Raw genomic sequence first — 15,775 nt, 5'->3', positions numbered from 1 at the left:
CGCAGGACTTGACAAAATTTTAATAAACAAATCGATGTAGCAAAGGGTCTTTCGCCACCCTTTGACTGGTGCTAGCTTGATTGGAGCCCGTGATACTGATCGCGGGATCACTCTCCGGTTGCAGCGGAAACGTGGCTGCAATCCGCGGACTCACTCGTTATTCTCGGGGTATCCATGAGCTATGTTCTTGCCATCGATGTCGGGACAACTTATACGGCAGCCGCCGTCCTGCCGCTGAACCAGAAGGCACCGCCCGTTCCGGCGAGCCTTCCGCTGGGGCTCCGCGGATCGTCTGTCCCATCGATTGTGTACTACCCGGAAAAAGGTCCCCTCCTGGTGGGGGAGGCCGCCGAACGCCGGGGCCTCGATTCTCCCGAACGTGTTGTGCGCGAATTCAAGCGCCGCGTTGGGGACTCGGTCCCTATCAGTGTGGGCACCACGATGGTGGCCGCCGAAGATGTCTTCGCTGCCGTGGCACGTTGGGTTGTGGACCGGGCAGAGGAACACATGGGCGCGCCGCCGTCGGACATTGTCTTGACCCATCCCGCCTCCTGGGGAGGCCACCGTGCGCACGTTGTCCTCGCGGCATTGAAGGCCAAAGGTCTCCATAATGTGGCACTGATCAGTGAACCGGAAGCTGCTGCACTGCATTACGCTGCCCAGGACCGGGTTGCCAGTGGCACCACCCTTGCCATTTATGACCTTGGCGGTGGAACATTCGATACAGCCGTCCTCCGGAAGAAGGACGCCGGGAGTTTCGAGCTCCTGGGGCGGCCCGAAGGTCTGGATCGCCTGGGCGGTGCCGACTTTGATGCCGCCGTCATGCAGCATGTGGTTGCCCATGCCGGGACGGCTTTCGAGGGGTTGGATTTCGAGGCGCCGATCGTCAGGGCGGCCTTGGCCGGCTTCCGGCGTGAATGTGTTGAGGCCAAAGAAGCGCTCTCCGGGGACAGCGAGGCCACGATTTCCCTGTCCCTCCCTGGAGTTCAGCAGCAGGTACGGCTGGTCAGGGCAGAGTTTGAGACGCTGATCGAAGAGCCGGTTCGGGAAACCGTAGAGGTCCTGAAGCGTCATCTTGAGAAACTGGGGTTGGCCTCGAATGACCTCGCCGCTGTGCTGCTCATCGGCGGATCCTCCCGGATCCCGTTGGTGGCAGAACAGATTTCGGTGCAGTTGAACCGACCCATCGTTGTGGGTGCGGATCCTGAGTCTTCCATCTGCCTGGGGGCCACGAGGGTTGCCCTGCAAGCTCCTGAAAACGCAGGAAGCCCGGCGCCGGAAACTGCCCTGTCAGTGGAGGCAAAGAAAGCAACATCGGCAATGTCCGAGAGTCCTTCACGTGGACACGGACGGCGAGGTCCAGCGGGACAGGTGCCCACGGGCCCCGGACGGAAACCCGGCTCTGCCCCCGCCGGCCCGGGGAGGGACGCGGGAGCCCCAACTTCGCGAACCTCCCGTGTACGACTGGCAGCTGTGGCTATGGTCGTTGCACTGATTTGCGCGCTGACCGCCACAGCCGCACAAAGTCCAGAGGGACTGGATAATCTGGCCTCAATATTCAGCGGACAGGTGGCTGGGACTGACAACGGGAATGCAACGCCCGCACCAGGTTCCGGCGTTGAAGCAGGTTCTCCGGGTGAGCCGGCGGGCGCGGTCCCGGGAGGAGTTGGGCTCCAAAAAGCGGTGTCGTCCACCAAAACTGACACTGCTGGAGGCGAATCCGGCCAACCACCCGCGGGGGAGGCAGTCCCGGACGCCACAACAGGGGACCATCCCGGGGCAGGATCCTCTGGAACCCCCACACCATCCGCCTCCGAACAGCCTTCGGAAAATCCGGAGCCCGGACAGGTACCTCAGCCGGCAGCGGAGCCCACTGCTGGACAGATGGTAGATCCGACAGTTGTTCCTACGCCTGATCCGGTTGTTCCGACGCCTGATCCCGTTGTCCCGACACCTGATCCGGTTGTTCCGACGCCTGATCCGGTTGTTCCGACGCCGGTTCAGACTGCTGAACAGACGGTTGTTCCGCCTGTTGTTCCGCCGACTGTTGAGTCGTCTGTTGTTCCGCCGGGTGTTCCGACTACTGACCCGGCACACGAGCCCACTGTCACCGAGGGGAGTTCACCACCCGTAAGTCCATCGGCCACTGCGTAGACGGTCGAGTAAAGCCGTATTGGGGGATTCTGGCTTGCCAAAGAAGATTGTGTTGACTGACAGCAAAGGTGCTGTAGCGAAGGATGGTGAGGGCGAGTTCCTTCCAGAACTCTTGCGTAGAGATAACGCGCCTCTCGGAGATCTACTGCTGGCACTGTCAGTAGGATTTGCACTGCCCGGTCCACTGCCTCAGGAACTGATGGGCGCGCTCGACAACCTCGGGGCCGAGGCCCTGGACGAAGTAGTGGCCCGCGGCGAATCGACCGGACTATTGCTACCCGATGGCACAGTTCCTGGTCCGGCAAAACAAGCTCTCCTTATGAGAACCCCAAGCGCCAGGATTCAAGCGCTTCAGCGCGAACTTGTGGACTACTACGCCGACGAGGGATGGCCATTGGGTCCTTTGGCCAGGGAAATGGCCCGCTCCGGCCTTGTTGATCCCAGGGTTTCATCTGAACTCGAAGCCGCTGCGGACAGTGTTCTTGAGCATGACCCGGTCCAGGCTTCGTTGCTGTATGAGGAGGCGTTGCTGGCCGGCGGAGATGATGCAGCTACCGCCGCCAGGCGCGCGCAGGCGCGTGCAGCCCAGGGAGACCTGGATGCTGCAGGACGGATTGTTGACCGGGTCCTGGCGCAAGCGGATTGCCCCGATCGCAACCGGGCAGTGGACGTTGCGGCGGCAGTCTGGGCTCATAAGGGAATGCTGTCCGCCAGCGCGGATATCTATACCTGGCTGGGTCCTGACAAGTTGGGACGCTCAGCCCCGCTCGCGGTGGTGGCTCTGGTGGGCTGCGGCAACCGGGCCGGTGCCGAAGCAATCCTGGCCGGGGGTATGGCTCCGGCGTCACCCACACTCTTGGGCGTCGCGTTGGGCCAAACAGGCAAAGGCATACTCCGGTCGCTTGAAGTCGAAGACCCCAATGTGTTGCCCACGTTGATCCATGCCTCCGATTCCTTGAATGCTGCGAACTCCAGTCTCCCGCTGCCGGAAACGCCCGCCTCATTGGCCGCACTTGTGGCATTGCACATCGGCGAGCCCCGGGTTGCGCGCGAGGTCACGCGCTCGGCCATTTCGGCCGGCCAGGGAGGTGCTGCGGCTGCCCCCCGCCTGCACCTCTTACACGCCTGGTCCGAGATGCAGCAGGACAAGCCGGCAAAAGCCCGTCGAGCCATCAATGAGGCCTTGAAAGCGAACCCGTGGCGGCTGTTTCCGCGTGATGAGTTCCTGTACGCCGCGTTGGAAGTAGGCCTGGCACGAAGAAGCGGCGACGTCCAGGAACTTCTGCTGGCTTGGGAACGCGCGAGGGATGCGATGCTGCACACCTCCGTTGACCTGTACAGCCTGCTCCCTTGGGGCGAACTCATGATCTCCGCCGCCCGGCTCCGCGAAAACAGGCGGGTGTCCCATTACGTGAATGAAGCCTGGGACCTTCTTGGCCGAATGGGGGAACCACCCCTGTGGGCCGTGCCTCTTCGCTGGGCGGGAGTGCAGGCTGCCTTGCTTAATGAGAGCCCCGCCGATCTTGCTCCGCATGCAGCCGCCCTTACCCGTGCGGCCAGCCATAGTCAGCTCGCTGCTGTGCTGGCCGCCGCCGGAAAAACCTGGGTTTCAGTCCTTGCGGGACGTTTCACCGTTGCAGATGTGGAGTCTGCCGCACGTGGACTGAAAACGGTGGGTATGAAGTGGGAAGGCGCGCGCCTTGCAGGGCACGCTGCAGGTCGTGCCGATGAACGCAAGGATATGGTTCGCTTGCTTGCCTGTGCACGGGAGCTCCATCCGCTCGGCAGCCCCGGTACGCCGTCGACGCTGAGCCCTGAAGGGAATGAATCGTCGGACCCGGGGCAGGAAACAGGGTCAATGCAGCGCGGCGCGGAATTGAGCAAACGGGAGAAGGAAGTGGCCCGGCTGGTCCTCGAAGGCAAGACCTACCGGGAGATCGGCGAAGCAATCTACATTTCACCCCGCACGGCAGAGCACCACATGGCTCGTGTCCGCCGCCGCCTCGGGGCAGAAAACCGTTCGGATCTGTTGGTACGCCTGAGGCTTGCCCTGGGCGCAGACCATTCCGGTCAGGAGTAAACCCCTAATGCCCCTAATGCCAGAAACTGCCGTTCCCTAACAATGGCAATTTACTACGGGGGGAGCATCCCGATGCCCGGTCGGGTAGGCCGGACCTACGTTTAATTCACACCCGGTGTTGATGTCGGGTCAATCCGCAAATCAGAGAAGATGAAGGAAACATCCCATGCCTACACTTGCTAACTCGCTTGTCGAATTCCTGATGAGCCTTTTCAACGATCCCAAAGCCGCTGATGAGTTCCTGAAGGATCCAGAGCACGCCCTGGAGGGCGCCGGCCTCGGTGGCGTATGCTCCGCCGACGTGGACGCAGCAATGCCCGTTGTCCTGGATTACGCTCCGATCACCGTCAACGCTTCTTCGTTCGACCGCGAGTACAACACCGGCGGCAACACCTCCTGGACCGGCGGCAACGGTGGCGGCGGCCACACCCCGCCTCCTGCTCACGGCGGACACCACGGCGGCAAGCACGAGCATGATGATCACGCACACGCAGTCCAGCAGCTGCACCACGTGGTCAACAACTACTCCTACACGTCAACGGTAGATGACCGCGACACCATCACCGATCAGTCCGTGAACCAGAACATTTGGGCTGACGGTGACGTCACCCAGTTGTTCGACAACGAAGCCATCATCGCCTCCGGTGACCAGGCACTGGCTGCCGGTGACGACATTGACGTCGAAGACTCCTACAACGTCGAGGACTCCTACAACACGGACAACTCCGAGGACAACTCCACGGACAACTCGATTACCGCAGGCGGCGACGTTGAAATCGGCAACACCGACGTCGACGTTGACATTGACGACTCCTTTAACGAGGAGACGGAAATTGACGTGGACCTCGAGGATTCATTCAACGACAACTCCGATAACTCGGACAACTCGGATAACTCCGTGGACAACTCCGACAACTCGGTAGACAACTCGGATAACTCCGTGGACAACTCCGACAACTCGGTAGACAACTCCACTGAGACCGATGTAGACGTCGACGTGGACAACTCCATCAACGTGGAGGACAACGTTGTTGTCGCCGACAACACGGTGACCAACGTCGAGGACAACGTTGTTGTCGCCGACAACACGGTGACCAACGTCGAGGACAACGTTGTTGTCGCCGACAACACGGTGACCAACATCGAGGACAACGTTGTTGTTGCCGACAACACTGTGGTAGCCGACAACGAGCTCGAGTTCACTGAGATTGATGATTCGCTGATCATTGCTGACAACGAAGTAGACAACAGCGTTGATGTTGACGCGGAAGTACTTCCGTAACCGTCAGGTTTCACCCGTGTGGCCCGGTGGGAAATATCCCACCGGGCCATTCGGGGCTTACAGCAGCACCTAATCTACTGCTTTACAAGGGGACGCATCTTGGCTGACTTGCGGGAACAACGGCGACCGGCGTCTCCGGCGCCCCAGGCAACACAGGTCTCAGGCCACGTGCCTGTGAAATCGGGTGAACTGGCTGGACTGGTGAAGCGAGGCCTGGAATTGGTGGCGGCCGGTGACCGGTCGGACCTGAGGCAGCGGCTGACCCAGACCCTTGGAAAGCTCCAAGACCCCAGTGTGCGCGTCATCGTGGTCGGCGAATTCAAGCAAGGCAAAAGCAAGCTGGTCAACGCTCTGGTCAACGCCCCTGTTTGCCCGTTCGACGACGACATCGCCACCTCCGTGCCAACTGTAGTCAGGCATGGGGCCAGCCCCAAAGCCGAGCTGTTGGTGCCCCGGGAGTCCGTATCCGGCGAAGACCCGCCCCAGCGCCAAAAAATCGAGATTGCCGAGCTCGCATCCTATGTATCGGAACGCGGCAACCCGGGAAACAGAAAAAAACTCCTGGCTGCCGAGGTGTTCCTGCCACGCAAGATTCTTGCCGACGGGTTGACGCTGGTCGATTCCCCAGGCGTAGGCGGCTTCAATTCGTCGCATACTTTGACTACCCTGACTGCCCTGCCGACGGCAGATGCCATGCTGCTGGTCTCGGATGCGTCCCAGGAATACACGGAACCGGAAGTACGCTTCCTGCGGCAGGCAATGAGAATAACGCCTACGGTGATGGGCGTCCTGTCCAAGATCGATCTCTATCCGGACTGGCGCAAAGTTGCCCAATTGGACCAGGCCCACCTTGCCCGCGTATCTGCAGACATTCCGTTATTCCCGGTTTCAGCTGACCTTAGGCTGGAGGCTGCGCGGCTGAAGGACGGTGAATTAAACAGCGAGTCCGGCTTCCCGGAATTGGTGGGCTACCTGCGGAAGAACGTTGTGGGGAGGGCGGAACGGATCCAACGGCGGGCCGTAAGCCAGACCCTGTTGTCCGTCACGGAAAACCTCCGGCTGGCTCTCCAATCAGAACTCGCTGCCCTGGAGAACCCTGAAGGCACCGCGGAAATGCTTGCCAAACTTGGAGAAGCCAAGGCAGAGGCTGATGATCTGCGCAAACGCTCCGCGCGGTGGCAGGTGACCCTCAATGACGGTATCGGAGATTTGATCGCGGATATGGAATACGACCTCCGGGATCGGGTGCGACGTATTCAGCGCGAAGCTGAGGAAGCCATCGACAAAGGCGACCCGGGCCCCAGTTGGTTGGACTTCGTAGTCTGGCTGGAGGAGTCGACCGCGGCGGCCGTTTCGGACACTTTCGTATGGACCAGTGAGCGGGCCCTCTGGCTTGCCGGACAGGTAGCTGAGCACTTCTCCGAAAACGAGGTGCCCTTGCCCGTCCTCGAGGTTTCCGAAATCGGCGATGCCCTGGACCCTGTAGATGACTTGCCCATACTGGACGACGGCCACATCAGCCCGATGCAAAAGGTACTCATCGGGATGAAGGGCTCCTATGGCGGGGTGCTGATGTTCGGCCTGATTACCGGCATCTTCGGAATGGCACTGATTAATCCGCTGTCAGTCGGAGCCGGCCTGTTGCTGGGACGAAAAGCCTACAAGGAAGACAAAGAAGCAAGGCTGAAGCGCAGGCAAGGAGAAGCAAAGGCGTTGGTCAGGCGTCAATTGGACGACGTGGTTTTTCAGGTGGGCAAGCAGCTGAGGGACCGGTTGCGCCTGGTCCAACGGACCACGCGGGACCATTTCACCGATATTGCGGATGAACATCACAGGTCCTTGACTGACTCTGTGGCCGCCGCGCAGAAGGCTGCTACCACTTTCACCGCGCAAAAAGACCAGCGCATCCGTGACATCAAAGCAGAGCTGGAGCGAGTGAACGCGGTGCACAATGCGGCGGGCAGATTGGTGGTCGCGCGGCCTGTTACCACCCGGACAGGGAAGCACGAGGCCGGCGGGCAGGCGTCGGTGCCCGCATGAGCGAATCGATCATTGCAGAGTTGAAAGACGTCATTCTCGAAGCGTCGGACGTCTACCGGGATGACCCTGCTGCCAGGGCTGAGCTGGAAAGCCTTTCACGCAGGTTGGCTGATCCCCTTCGGATTGCCGTCGCCGGAATGGTGAAGGCAGGGAAATCAACGCTGCTGAACGCCATTATTGGTGAGGAAATCGCCCCCACTGATACCGGCGAGTGTACGCGGATCGTGACGTGGTACCGCTACGGCCGCACCCCGCGCATCACTCTCTATCCGTTGGACAGCGAAGCCAGGAGTCTGCCCGTACAACGCAACGAAGGCAGGCTGGTGTTCCTCTTGGGTGATATACGGGCCGACCAGGTGGAGCGGCTGGAGGTCGAATGGCCAGCGAAGGCGTTGCGTGACGTTACCTTGATCGATACGCCTGGCATGGCTTCACTCAGGCATTCTGTCTCCGTGGCCTCAACAGACTTCCTTACCCCTTTGAACGGGCGTCCCGGGGCCGACGCCATGATCTATCTGATGCGGCATATGCACGCCGCCGATCTTCGTTTCCTCGAATCGTTCAGGGATACTGAGGCCGGCCATACGGGGACTGCCAACACGCTCGCTGTACTGTCCAGGGCCGATGAAGTGGGTGCCGGCAGAATCGATTCGATGCTGTCAGCGGGGACCGTCGCCGAGCGGTACCGGAAGGATGAAAAGTTACGGAAGCTGGCACTGGGGGTTGTCCCTGTGGCCGGGCTATTGGCACAAACTGCCCGTACCATGCGGCAATCGGATTTCGCAGCCCTGATGAAGCTGGCGGAAATGGATCGTCCCGCCCGGGAACGGCTCTTACTCTCCGCTGATCGGTTCCTGCGCGCCGCTGTTCCGGAAGGACTGCCGGAATCGGCCAGGGCCGGGATGTTGAAGAGGCTGGGACTCTTCGGTATCCGGATGGGGGTGGCCTTAATCCGGGGTGGTTACTCCGAACCTACGCCGCTTGCCCACGAATTGGTGCGTCGCAGCGGCCTGGACGATCTGCTAGGGGCCGTGGGACGTTTGTTCCTGGACCGAGCGGAGGCCCTTAAAGTCCGTACAGCCATGCCAGCCCTGGAAAGGGTGCTGCGAGGCTCATCGCGGCAGGGCTCAGAGAAGCTGCTTTCCAAACTGGAGCGGCTGCAGTCCAGTGCCCACGAGATCCGGGAACTGGATTTTCTGGAAAAGCTCCGACTTGGCGACTCTACGCTTAGTGCCCGGCTTGCAGAAGAGGCCGAGCAAATCGTTGGGGGCCGGGGAAATGCCCTTCACCTCCGCTTCGGACTGAACGAAGACACCGCGGCCGGGGAAATTGCCGCAGAGGCCCGAAGACGGTTGAACCGCTGGAGGCTGATAGCTGAGAATCCCCTGACGGACCGCTCGACGGTGGAAACCTGCTGGGTCGTAATGCGCAGTTGTGAAGGTGTAATCGCTCGCTGCAAGGCTGTACAGCCTATTTAAGCCATGTCCGGGCGGGTCGGGTGAAGAGAAGGACCAGTCCGATGAGCGCCAGGAGTAGTTGGAGGCCCCAGAGAGCCAGGACGTAGGTACCGCTGTCGCCATCGGGAACCAGGAATGCGCTAGTTACAGCAACGGCGAGAACATGCCCGGGTGTCAACAGGATCAGCAACCAGCGGGCCCATCCACGCTTCCCTACTACCGCGGCCAAGGCCGCGGCCTCCAGAAGCATCACCAGCACCCAGGCAGCCAGGCTACCCCAAAAGACGATACCGCTTGATGCGGCCAGTGCCTCCGCGTCCCCACCGGGGGAAATTTTTTCAACTACTGCCCGTAGCCGTTCCAGGTGCGAATCGCGCGTAAAGAAACTGCCGATCAGGACAGCGAAGCCTGCTGCGAAACTCAGCGTCCACACCACTTTGGCTGCCCGGATGGCCCGGGGCTCTGGGGCAATGACGCTGATGGGAGCCGGCGTAGACAGTGACGTGTCAGGTCGCGGCGGAGGCGCGGAGGGAGGCAAGGCCATGGTTCCTACTTCAGGTCGTCGGAATCGTGCTTACCTGACTCGCCGCCGCCGCCGCCTCCGCCTTCTTCGTCGTCCTCGTCCTTGCGGGTGTTGAGTTCTTCTTCAAGCTTCTTCAGGCGCGCGGCCTCCGCCTGGTTCCTGCGCTTCATCTCCAGGTTGCGGAGGAAATCGGGATCGTCGTCAGGGGAGCTGGTACGTGGATAAGCCGGGGTGGCTGGCCGCTCCGACGCTGGGCGGCCAAGCAAAAGCCACAGGATGGCTCCGATAACGGGCAGCACGATCATGACCGCAATCCACGCCGGCTTGGAGATTCCCCGCGTACGGCTGCCGTCAGTCCTTATCACGTCCACCAGTCCGTAGACGAAGATGACGAGGACTGCGATGGCCAGAACCACACGGAAGAGCATGAATCTAGTCTATCGTTCACGGGGCAACGGGGGTTCCGGGAAGGCCGCTAAACTTGAATAGTGGCCTTTTTGAGATACTCCCTGATCCGGCTGGCGCTGTTCGCGCCACTCTTCGCTCTTTTTATGTTTCTCGGTCTGGGAGCGCTGTTGTCCGTGGTCTGCGCGGCGCTGATCGCCTTCGCACTGAGCTACCTGTTCTTCCACAAGCAGAGGGACGAGGCCGCGGCCGCCCTGCAGCACCGATTCTCCGGCAATGCCAAGCCGCTCCGCACCGCCGGCGAAGTGGAGGACGCCAGAGCCGAGGATGCACTCCAGGACATCCAGCGGGACAGCCCGAAAGACAAGTAGCCGCTAGAAGCCGCGGGCCAGCACCAAGCCCAGGGCAAAGAGCACGCTGTAGGCCAGGTTGATCAGGCCCGTCTGTCGCAGGACCGGGATGAGGCTCTTGCGTTTCCGGCCGTTGATCATGAGCCAGGCAGGCATAAGGCAGGCCGGGATCACCAGCAGGACCACCAGCATCCACGGCCGGGTGGGAGCCAGGATCAGGACCAGCAAAATGGCTACGGCCAGCATCAACACGTAGCTTTCGCGGGCGTGACGGTCGCCCAGCCGCACTGCCAGGGTCTTTTTACCGGCCTGCGTGTCCGTAGGGATATCCCGGACATTGTTAGCCATCAGCAGGGCGGAAGCGATGAGCCCGGTGCCAACCGCGCCAATCACTGCGGGCAGGCTGATCTGGCCAGCCTGGGTGTAGGTGGTGCCAAGCGTCGCAACCAGGCCGAAGAAGACAAACACAAAGACGTCTCCCAGACCCAGGTAACCGTAGGGATTCTTGCCGCCGGTGTACCCCCAGGCCGCGAACACGCAGCCCAGGCCAACCAGAAGCAGCCACCAGCTCTGGGTGATGACCACCAGCGCCAAACCGCACAGCATGGCCAGCCCGAAGGCCCCGAAGGCGGCAGACTTCACATGCTCCGGATGGGCGGCTCCCGAGCCCACCAGCCGAAGAGGGCCAACCCGGTCATCGTCAGTGCCCCGGATGCCGTCGGAGTAGTCATTGGCGTAGTTGACGCCCACCTGCAGCAGTAGCGCCACCAACGCGGCCAGGACAGCGTTCAGCGGCCTGAAGGAGTCCATCTCATAAGCGGCGGCCGTGCCGATCAGGACGGGCGCGATCGCGGCCGGAAGGGTGCGGAGCCTGGCGCCTTGGATCCACTGGGCGGCTGTTGCCACGTGAGTACCTCGTACTGGTTTGGTGTTGGGCTGGTGTTAGGGGTGCAGGTCTACTTTACTTTCCCCTGTGGGCGTCGTTGAGCCGGGCGGCCATCGCCATGCGGTCCGGCTTGCCGTTGGGCAGCATCAGCAATGAGTCTGCGGCCACCACCGTTTTAGGGGCGGTGAGTCCCATGGCCTGGTGCCAGGTCTCCTTGAGCGCTGCTGCAGTTCCAGGAGAAGCGGTATCGGACACAGCGACGTAAGCCGCAATGGCCTGGCCCCATTCCGCAGACGGTACTCCGGCCACGAAAGCGGCTGTCACGCCGTCGGACTTTTCCAGCTCACCCTGTACCTGCGCGGCGGAAACCTTTACGCCACCGCTAATAATGACGTCGTCGATGCGGCCCAGCACAGTGAGGCGGCCGTCGCTGTCCAGGGTGCCCAGGTCGTTGGTGCGGAACCAGCGCGTGCCGTCCACCTCGAAGAACGCACCGGACTCGCGGTCCGGGGCCTCCAGGTAACCGGCAGCGACGGTGTCCCCACCCAAGAGAATCCGGCCGTCGTCGGCAATCCGGACCCGCACGCCCTCGATCGGAACGCCGTCATACACACAGCCTCCGCACGTTTCCGAGGAGCCGTAGGTGGTGATGACGCGCACCCCTGCCTTCCGGGCGGCTTCCTGCAATGACAACGACGCCGGCGCGCCGCCGAGAAGGATGCCGTTGAAACGCCGTAGTACGGCAAGGGTGTCCGGCGACGAGTCCTCCAGGAGGCGTTGCAGCTGGGTGGGTACCAGTGAGGTGAACCGGACTTTGTCAGTCAGTTCAAGGGCGGCGGCAGTAAACCGTTCGGGTGTGAATCCGTGTGACAGATCCATTGCCCATGGGCGGGTGCCAGCGAACAGCGAACGTACCAGGACCTGTACTCCCGCGACGTACTGAACGGGCACCGCCAGGAGCCACTGGCCCTCGCCGCGCAGGGCAATCGCCGTGGCCATCGAGGACGCCGCCAGCGCTTCCACCGGAAGGACTGTGGACTTGGGCGTGCCTGTGGAACCGGAGGTACGCACCACAACCACCGCGTCGTCATAGCCGGGGGTTTCCACGTGCTCCACTACCAGCGAGCCGTCCGGGGCGGCCGAAAGTTCGACGGCGGGACCCTCGCCATGGAGGGCGGCAGCCAGCGCTGCGAGGGCTGGTTCGATGTTCATCGGGCCTGCCTTAGAAGTAGTAGGGAAAGGCGGACCAGTCCGGGTCGCGTTTTTCCAGGAAAGCTTCTTTGCCCTCCACTGCCTCGTCTGTCATATAGGCCAGCCTGGTGGCCTCGCCGGCGAAAACCTGCTGCCCGGCCAGACCGTCGTCGGCCAGGTTGAACGCAAACTTGAGCATCCGGATGGCCTGCGGGGACTGCCGAGCGATGTCCGCGGCGTACTCAAGCGCCACTTCCTCGAGCCGTTCGTGGTCCACGGCCTCGTTCACGGCGCCCATCCGGACCATGTCCTCCGCAGAGTATTCGCGGGCCAGGAAGAAGATTTCGCGCGCGGCCTTCTGGCCGATCTGGCGGGCCAGCAGCGCGGAGCCGTAACCGGCGTCGAAACTGCCAACGGTGGCGTCTGTCTGCTTGAACTTGCCGTGCTCGCGGGATGCGATGGTCAGGTCGGCAACCACGTGCAGGGAGTGGCCGCCGCCGGCTGCCCAGCCATTAACGACGGCGATCACCACCTTGGGCATGGTACGCATCAGCCGTTGGACTTCCAGGATGTGGAGCCGGCCGGCGCGGGCCGGATCGATGGTTTCCGGGGATTCGCCCTGTGCGTATTTGTAGCCGTCCCGCCCGCGGATCCGCTGGTCTCCGCCGGAGCAGAAGGAATGGCCGCCGTCCTTGGCGGAGGGGCCGTTGCCGGTGAGGAGCACTGTGGCGACATCCGGCGTCATCCGGGCATGGTCCATGGCCCGGTAGAGCTCGTCAACGGTGCCCGGCCGGAAAGCGTTGCGGACCTCACGCCGGTTGAAGGCGATCCGGACAGTGGGCAGGTCCCTGACGATGCCGCCGTCGGAATCCCGTTCCACCTGGCGGTGGTAGGTCATGTCCTGAAAGTCCTCGAATCCGGTCACGGTGCGCCACCGGAAGGGCTCGAAGGTGTCGGATATTTTGGCAGGAAGGTGGTTGCTCACCGTCCAAGTCTAGTAATCAGTGCCCGTGATGAAGAACCGGCCCCATTGACCTATAACGTTGGAAAAGTTCTCTTGACATATTGTCATGACATAGATCACAGTAGTCGGAAAGCCTTTTCCACCCAGATGCGACATGGGGTGGGCAGTTGTCCCGTTCCGGGGCGGCGGTGCGAGACCAACAGTGAGAGACAGGAAAGAGCATTGTCAAAGCAGACAACATCCTTCAACATCACCCGTAGGCAGTTCGGCCTCACAGCCGTCGGACTCTCAGCTCTGGCCACGGGTCTCACGGCTTGCGGAGGCGGTGGTGGATCCTCCGAAGGTGGCTCCAAGACTCTCCAGCTGGTCCTTTCCGGAGACGCCAACCAGGGCGGCGCGTTCGCCGCGGCCGCCAAGAAATACCAGGAGGCCACGGGTATCACCATCGAAGTCGTGGATGTTCCCACGGCGGACATCGCCACCAAGCTGAAGAATGCCGCCACTGCCAATGACCTGCCCGCTTTGGCGCGTGTCACTGGCCTGGACCCGCTGTGGGTCAACCAGCTTCAGGACCTCACGGACATTGCCAAGTCACGGAACATTGACCAGAACTTCCTGCAGCAGGCCCCGGACGGAACCCTTCCGGCCATCCCTTCTGATCTGACGGCAGTGGGCCTCTTCCTCAACAAGTCCCTCTTCGAGAAGGCCGGTGTCACTTTTCCCACCGACATCGAGAAGACGTGGACATGGGATGAGTTCGTGGCGGCCGTCAGCGAGGTCCGCGAGAAGGCCGGTGCCAAGTACGGCGTGGTTATGGACCGCTCGGGACACCGGCTGCGGGCCATGATGTATGAGTTCGGCAGCTCGGCCTTCGCCAAGGACGGCAACAAGTACGTTGGCGATGACGAGGCAGTGCAGGCCCTGGAATACTTCCAGAAGATCAACGACGACGCGGTGATGCCCAAGTCGGTCTGGCTCAGCGGAGAAGACGGAAACGCCATGTTCAAGAGCGGCCAGGTTGCCGCCTACTACTCCGGCAGCTGGCAGGTTGCCGACTTCAACAAGAACATCAAGGACTTTGAGTGGATCTCGGTGCCGCTTCCGAAGCAGCCTGTGAATGCCACCAACCTTGGCGGCGGCTTCATGGTCGCTTTCAAGGACACCGGCCAGGACGAAGAAGCCAGGAAGTTCATCGACTGGTTCTACGAGGATGCCAACTACACCGAGTTTGCCAAGCTTGGCGGCTACCTGCCGGTCAAGGACCTCAAAGTGGAGTACCAGTTCCAGCAGGCGTCCTTCGAGCTGTACCAAAAGCAGATTGCCGGAAACGAGGGCAAGGGCGACAACGCCATCCGGAGGGTGGTCGCCGAGGCCTACGCGGAAACACCGTTCTCCGGCGATCCTCTGCGGGAGGAGACCGTCAAGATGCTGTCCGGCAGCCAGGATGCCAAAACCACTGTGGACAACATCGCGAAGCTCTACAACGGCGCGTAAGCAGTGGCTAATTCAACCGTGACCACTGCCCCGGCGCCGGGCGCTCCACAGGCCGCGGTCGCGCGGAGCAAGTCCCAGCTGAAACGCCGGAACCGCTACGTCATTGCGCCGCTGATACTGATCGGCGTCAACGTGGTGCTGTTCCTGGTGTTCTTCGTCTGGCCTGGGGCTCTGGGGCTGCTGTATTCCTTCACGGACTACCGGGGCGTGGGCAAGCTGAACTTCATAGGCTTGGCCAACTTCCAGAAGCTCTTCGCGGACAGCACGTTCTACGCCGCCCTGAGCCGCACGTTCCTCTATACGGTGCTCTCCGTGCCTCTGGTGTATGTCTGCTCACTGGGCGTTGCGGCGCTGCTGGTCAGCAAGGCCGTGAGGGGCCGGACGGCGGCGAAGATTGTAATTTTCCTGCCCTGGCTGATTTCACCCATCGTGGTGGGCGTCATTTGGAAGTGGATGTTCGGCCAGGACTTCGGCTTCGTGAACTTCGTGATTTCCTCATTGGGCGGGAGCCCTTTGCCATGGTCCAGTGACGGCAATCTGGCTTTGGCAGTGGTTATTTTTGCCACGGCGTGGGGCGGAACGGCGTTCAACATGCTGCTGTTCATCGCGGCGCTGAAGAACATTCCGGAGGCATTGCTTGAGGCGGCGGAACTGGACGGCGCCAATGCCTGGCAGCGCTTCAGCAACGTAACGCTGCCGGGCATTGCGCCCACCTCATTTATGGTGATCCTGCTTTCCACCATCCACGCGATGAAGGAGTTCGCCATGATCCAGGCGCTGACCAATGGTGGCCCGGGGACGGAGAACACCCTCATTGTCCAGTACATCTATAAGACCGGCTTTGAGCAGTCCAAGGTGGGCTACGCCAGCGCCGCTTCCATGGTGCTGATGGTGGTTCTGCTGGCCATCGCGATGATCCAGTTGCGGTTCAACCGGAAGAAGGACTGAC

13 protein-coding genes are annotated in these 15,775 nt (G+C 61.7%); 8 read left to right on the top strand and 5 right to left on the bottom strand.

Going from position 1 to position 15,775, the window contains the following annotated elements:
• Positions 1-174 precede the first annotated feature (174 nt).
• The 5 genes from AC50X5_RS04850 (at position 175) to AC50X5_RS04830 (ending at position 9,034) form a co-directional block, all read left to right on the top strand.
• Positions 175-2,154, top strand: a complete 1,980-nt coding sequence (locus AC50X5_RS04850; protein WP_494974952.1) for an Hsp70 family protein — start codon at positions 175-177, stop codon at positions 2,152-2,154.
• A gap of 319 nt (positions 2,155-2,473) precedes the next feature.
• On the top strand, positions 2,474-4,234 hold the full coding sequence (locus AC50X5_RS04845; RefSeq protein ID WP_494975229.1) for a LuxR C-terminal-related transcriptional regulator: 1,761 nt from the start codon (positions 2,474-2,476) through the stop codon (positions 4,232-4,234).
• Positions 4,235-4,400: 166 nt separating this feature from the next.
• Positions 4,401-5,516, top strand: coding sequence for an IniB N-terminal domain-containing protein (locus AC50X5_RS04840; protein ID WP_494974951.1), 1,116 nt, complete (start codon positions 4,401-4,403; stop codon positions 5,514-5,516).
• 168 nt (positions 5,517-5,684) lie between these two features.
• Positions 5,685-7,556, top strand: a complete 1,872-nt coding sequence (locus AC50X5_RS04835) for a dynamin family protein (RefSeq protein ID WP_494974950.1) — start codon at positions 5,685-5,687, stop codon at positions 7,554-7,556.
• On the top strand, positions 7,553-9,034 hold the full coding sequence (locus AC50X5_RS04830) for a dynamin family protein (protein WP_494974949.1): 1,482 nt from the start codon (positions 7,553-7,555) through the stop codon (positions 9,032-9,034). Before AC50X5_RS04835 ends, AC50X5_RS04830 begins: the two co-directional genes overlap by 4 nt.
• On the opposite strand, the gene AC50X5_RS04825 is transcribed toward AC50X5_RS04830, so the two are convergent.
• Together AC50X5_RS04825 and AC50X5_RS04820 are read right to left on the bottom strand one after the other, a co-directional pair.
• Positions 9,027-9,557 (bottom strand): hypothetical protein, encoded by a 531-nt coding sequence (locus tag AC50X5_RS04825; RefSeq protein ID WP_494974948.1) that lies wholly within the window; start codon positions 9,555-9,557, stop codon positions 9,027-9,029. The two genes, AC50X5_RS04830 and AC50X5_RS04825, sit on opposite strands and share 8 nt — an antisense overlap.
• Positions 9,558-9,562: 5 nt before the next feature.
• Positions 9,563-9,964: a PLD nuclease N-terminal domain-containing protein gene (locus AC50X5_RS04820; RefSeq protein ID WP_494974947.1), complete on the bottom strand. Its 402-nt coding sequence runs from the start codon at positions 9,962-9,964 to the stop codon at positions 9,563-9,565.
• 60 nt (positions 9,965-10,024) lie between these two features.
• Here AC50X5_RS04820 and AC50X5_RS04815 point away from each other — a divergent pair, with 60 nt between their 5' ends.
• Entirely contained in the window at positions 10,025-10,312 is a 288-nt protein-coding gene (locus AC50X5_RS04815; protein WP_494974946.1) for a DUF4229 domain-containing protein, read from the top strand.
• A gap of 3 nt (positions 10,313-10,315) precedes the next feature.
• Here the strand turns inward: AC50X5_RS04815 and AC50X5_RS04810 are convergent, their stop codons facing one another.
• From AC50X5_RS04810 to AC50X5_RS04800, 3 genes are read right to left on the bottom strand one after another with little or no spacing between them, the layout of a single operon-like run.
• The gene (locus AC50X5_RS04810) at positions 10,316-11,197 is read right to left on the bottom strand and encodes a 1,4-dihydroxy-2-naphthoate polyprenyltransferase (protein ID WP_494974945.1); all 882 of its coding nucleotides are present in this window, start codon (positions 11,195-11,197) and stop codon (positions 10,316-10,318) included.
• Positions 11,198-11,252: 55 nt separating this feature from the next.
• Complete coding sequence (locus tag AC50X5_RS04805; protein ID WP_494974944.1) at positions 11,253-12,389, bottom strand: AMP-binding protein; 1,137 nt, start codon at positions 12,387-12,389, stop codon at positions 11,253-11,255.
• A 10-nt stretch (positions 12,390-12,399) separates the two neighbouring features.
• Entirely contained in the window at positions 12,400-13,353 is a 954-nt protein-coding gene (locus tag AC50X5_RS04800) for a 1,4-dihydroxy-2-naphthoyl-CoA synthase (protein WP_494974943.1), read from the bottom strand.
• A 201-nt stretch (positions 13,354-13,554) separates the two neighbouring features.
• On the opposite strand from AC50X5_RS04800, the gene AC50X5_RS04795 reads away from it, so the two are divergent.
• On the top strand, positions 13,555-14,826 hold the full coding sequence (locus AC50X5_RS04795) for an ABC transporter substrate-binding protein (RefSeq protein ID WP_494974942.1): 1,272 nt from the start codon (positions 13,555-13,557) through the stop codon (positions 14,824-14,826).
• A gap of 18 nt (positions 14,827-14,844) precedes the next feature.
• On the top strand, positions 14,845-15,774 hold the full coding sequence (locus AC50X5_RS04790) for a carbohydrate ABC transporter permease (protein WP_494974941.1): 930 nt from the start codon (positions 14,845-14,847) through the stop codon (positions 15,772-15,774).
• Position 15,775: the final 1 nt, after the last annotated feature.

The sequence above is a fragment of the Pseudarthrobacter sp. MDT1-40-2 genome (assembly GCF_059383595.1).
This window is presented reverse-complemented; position numbering and strand designations above follow the sequence as displayed.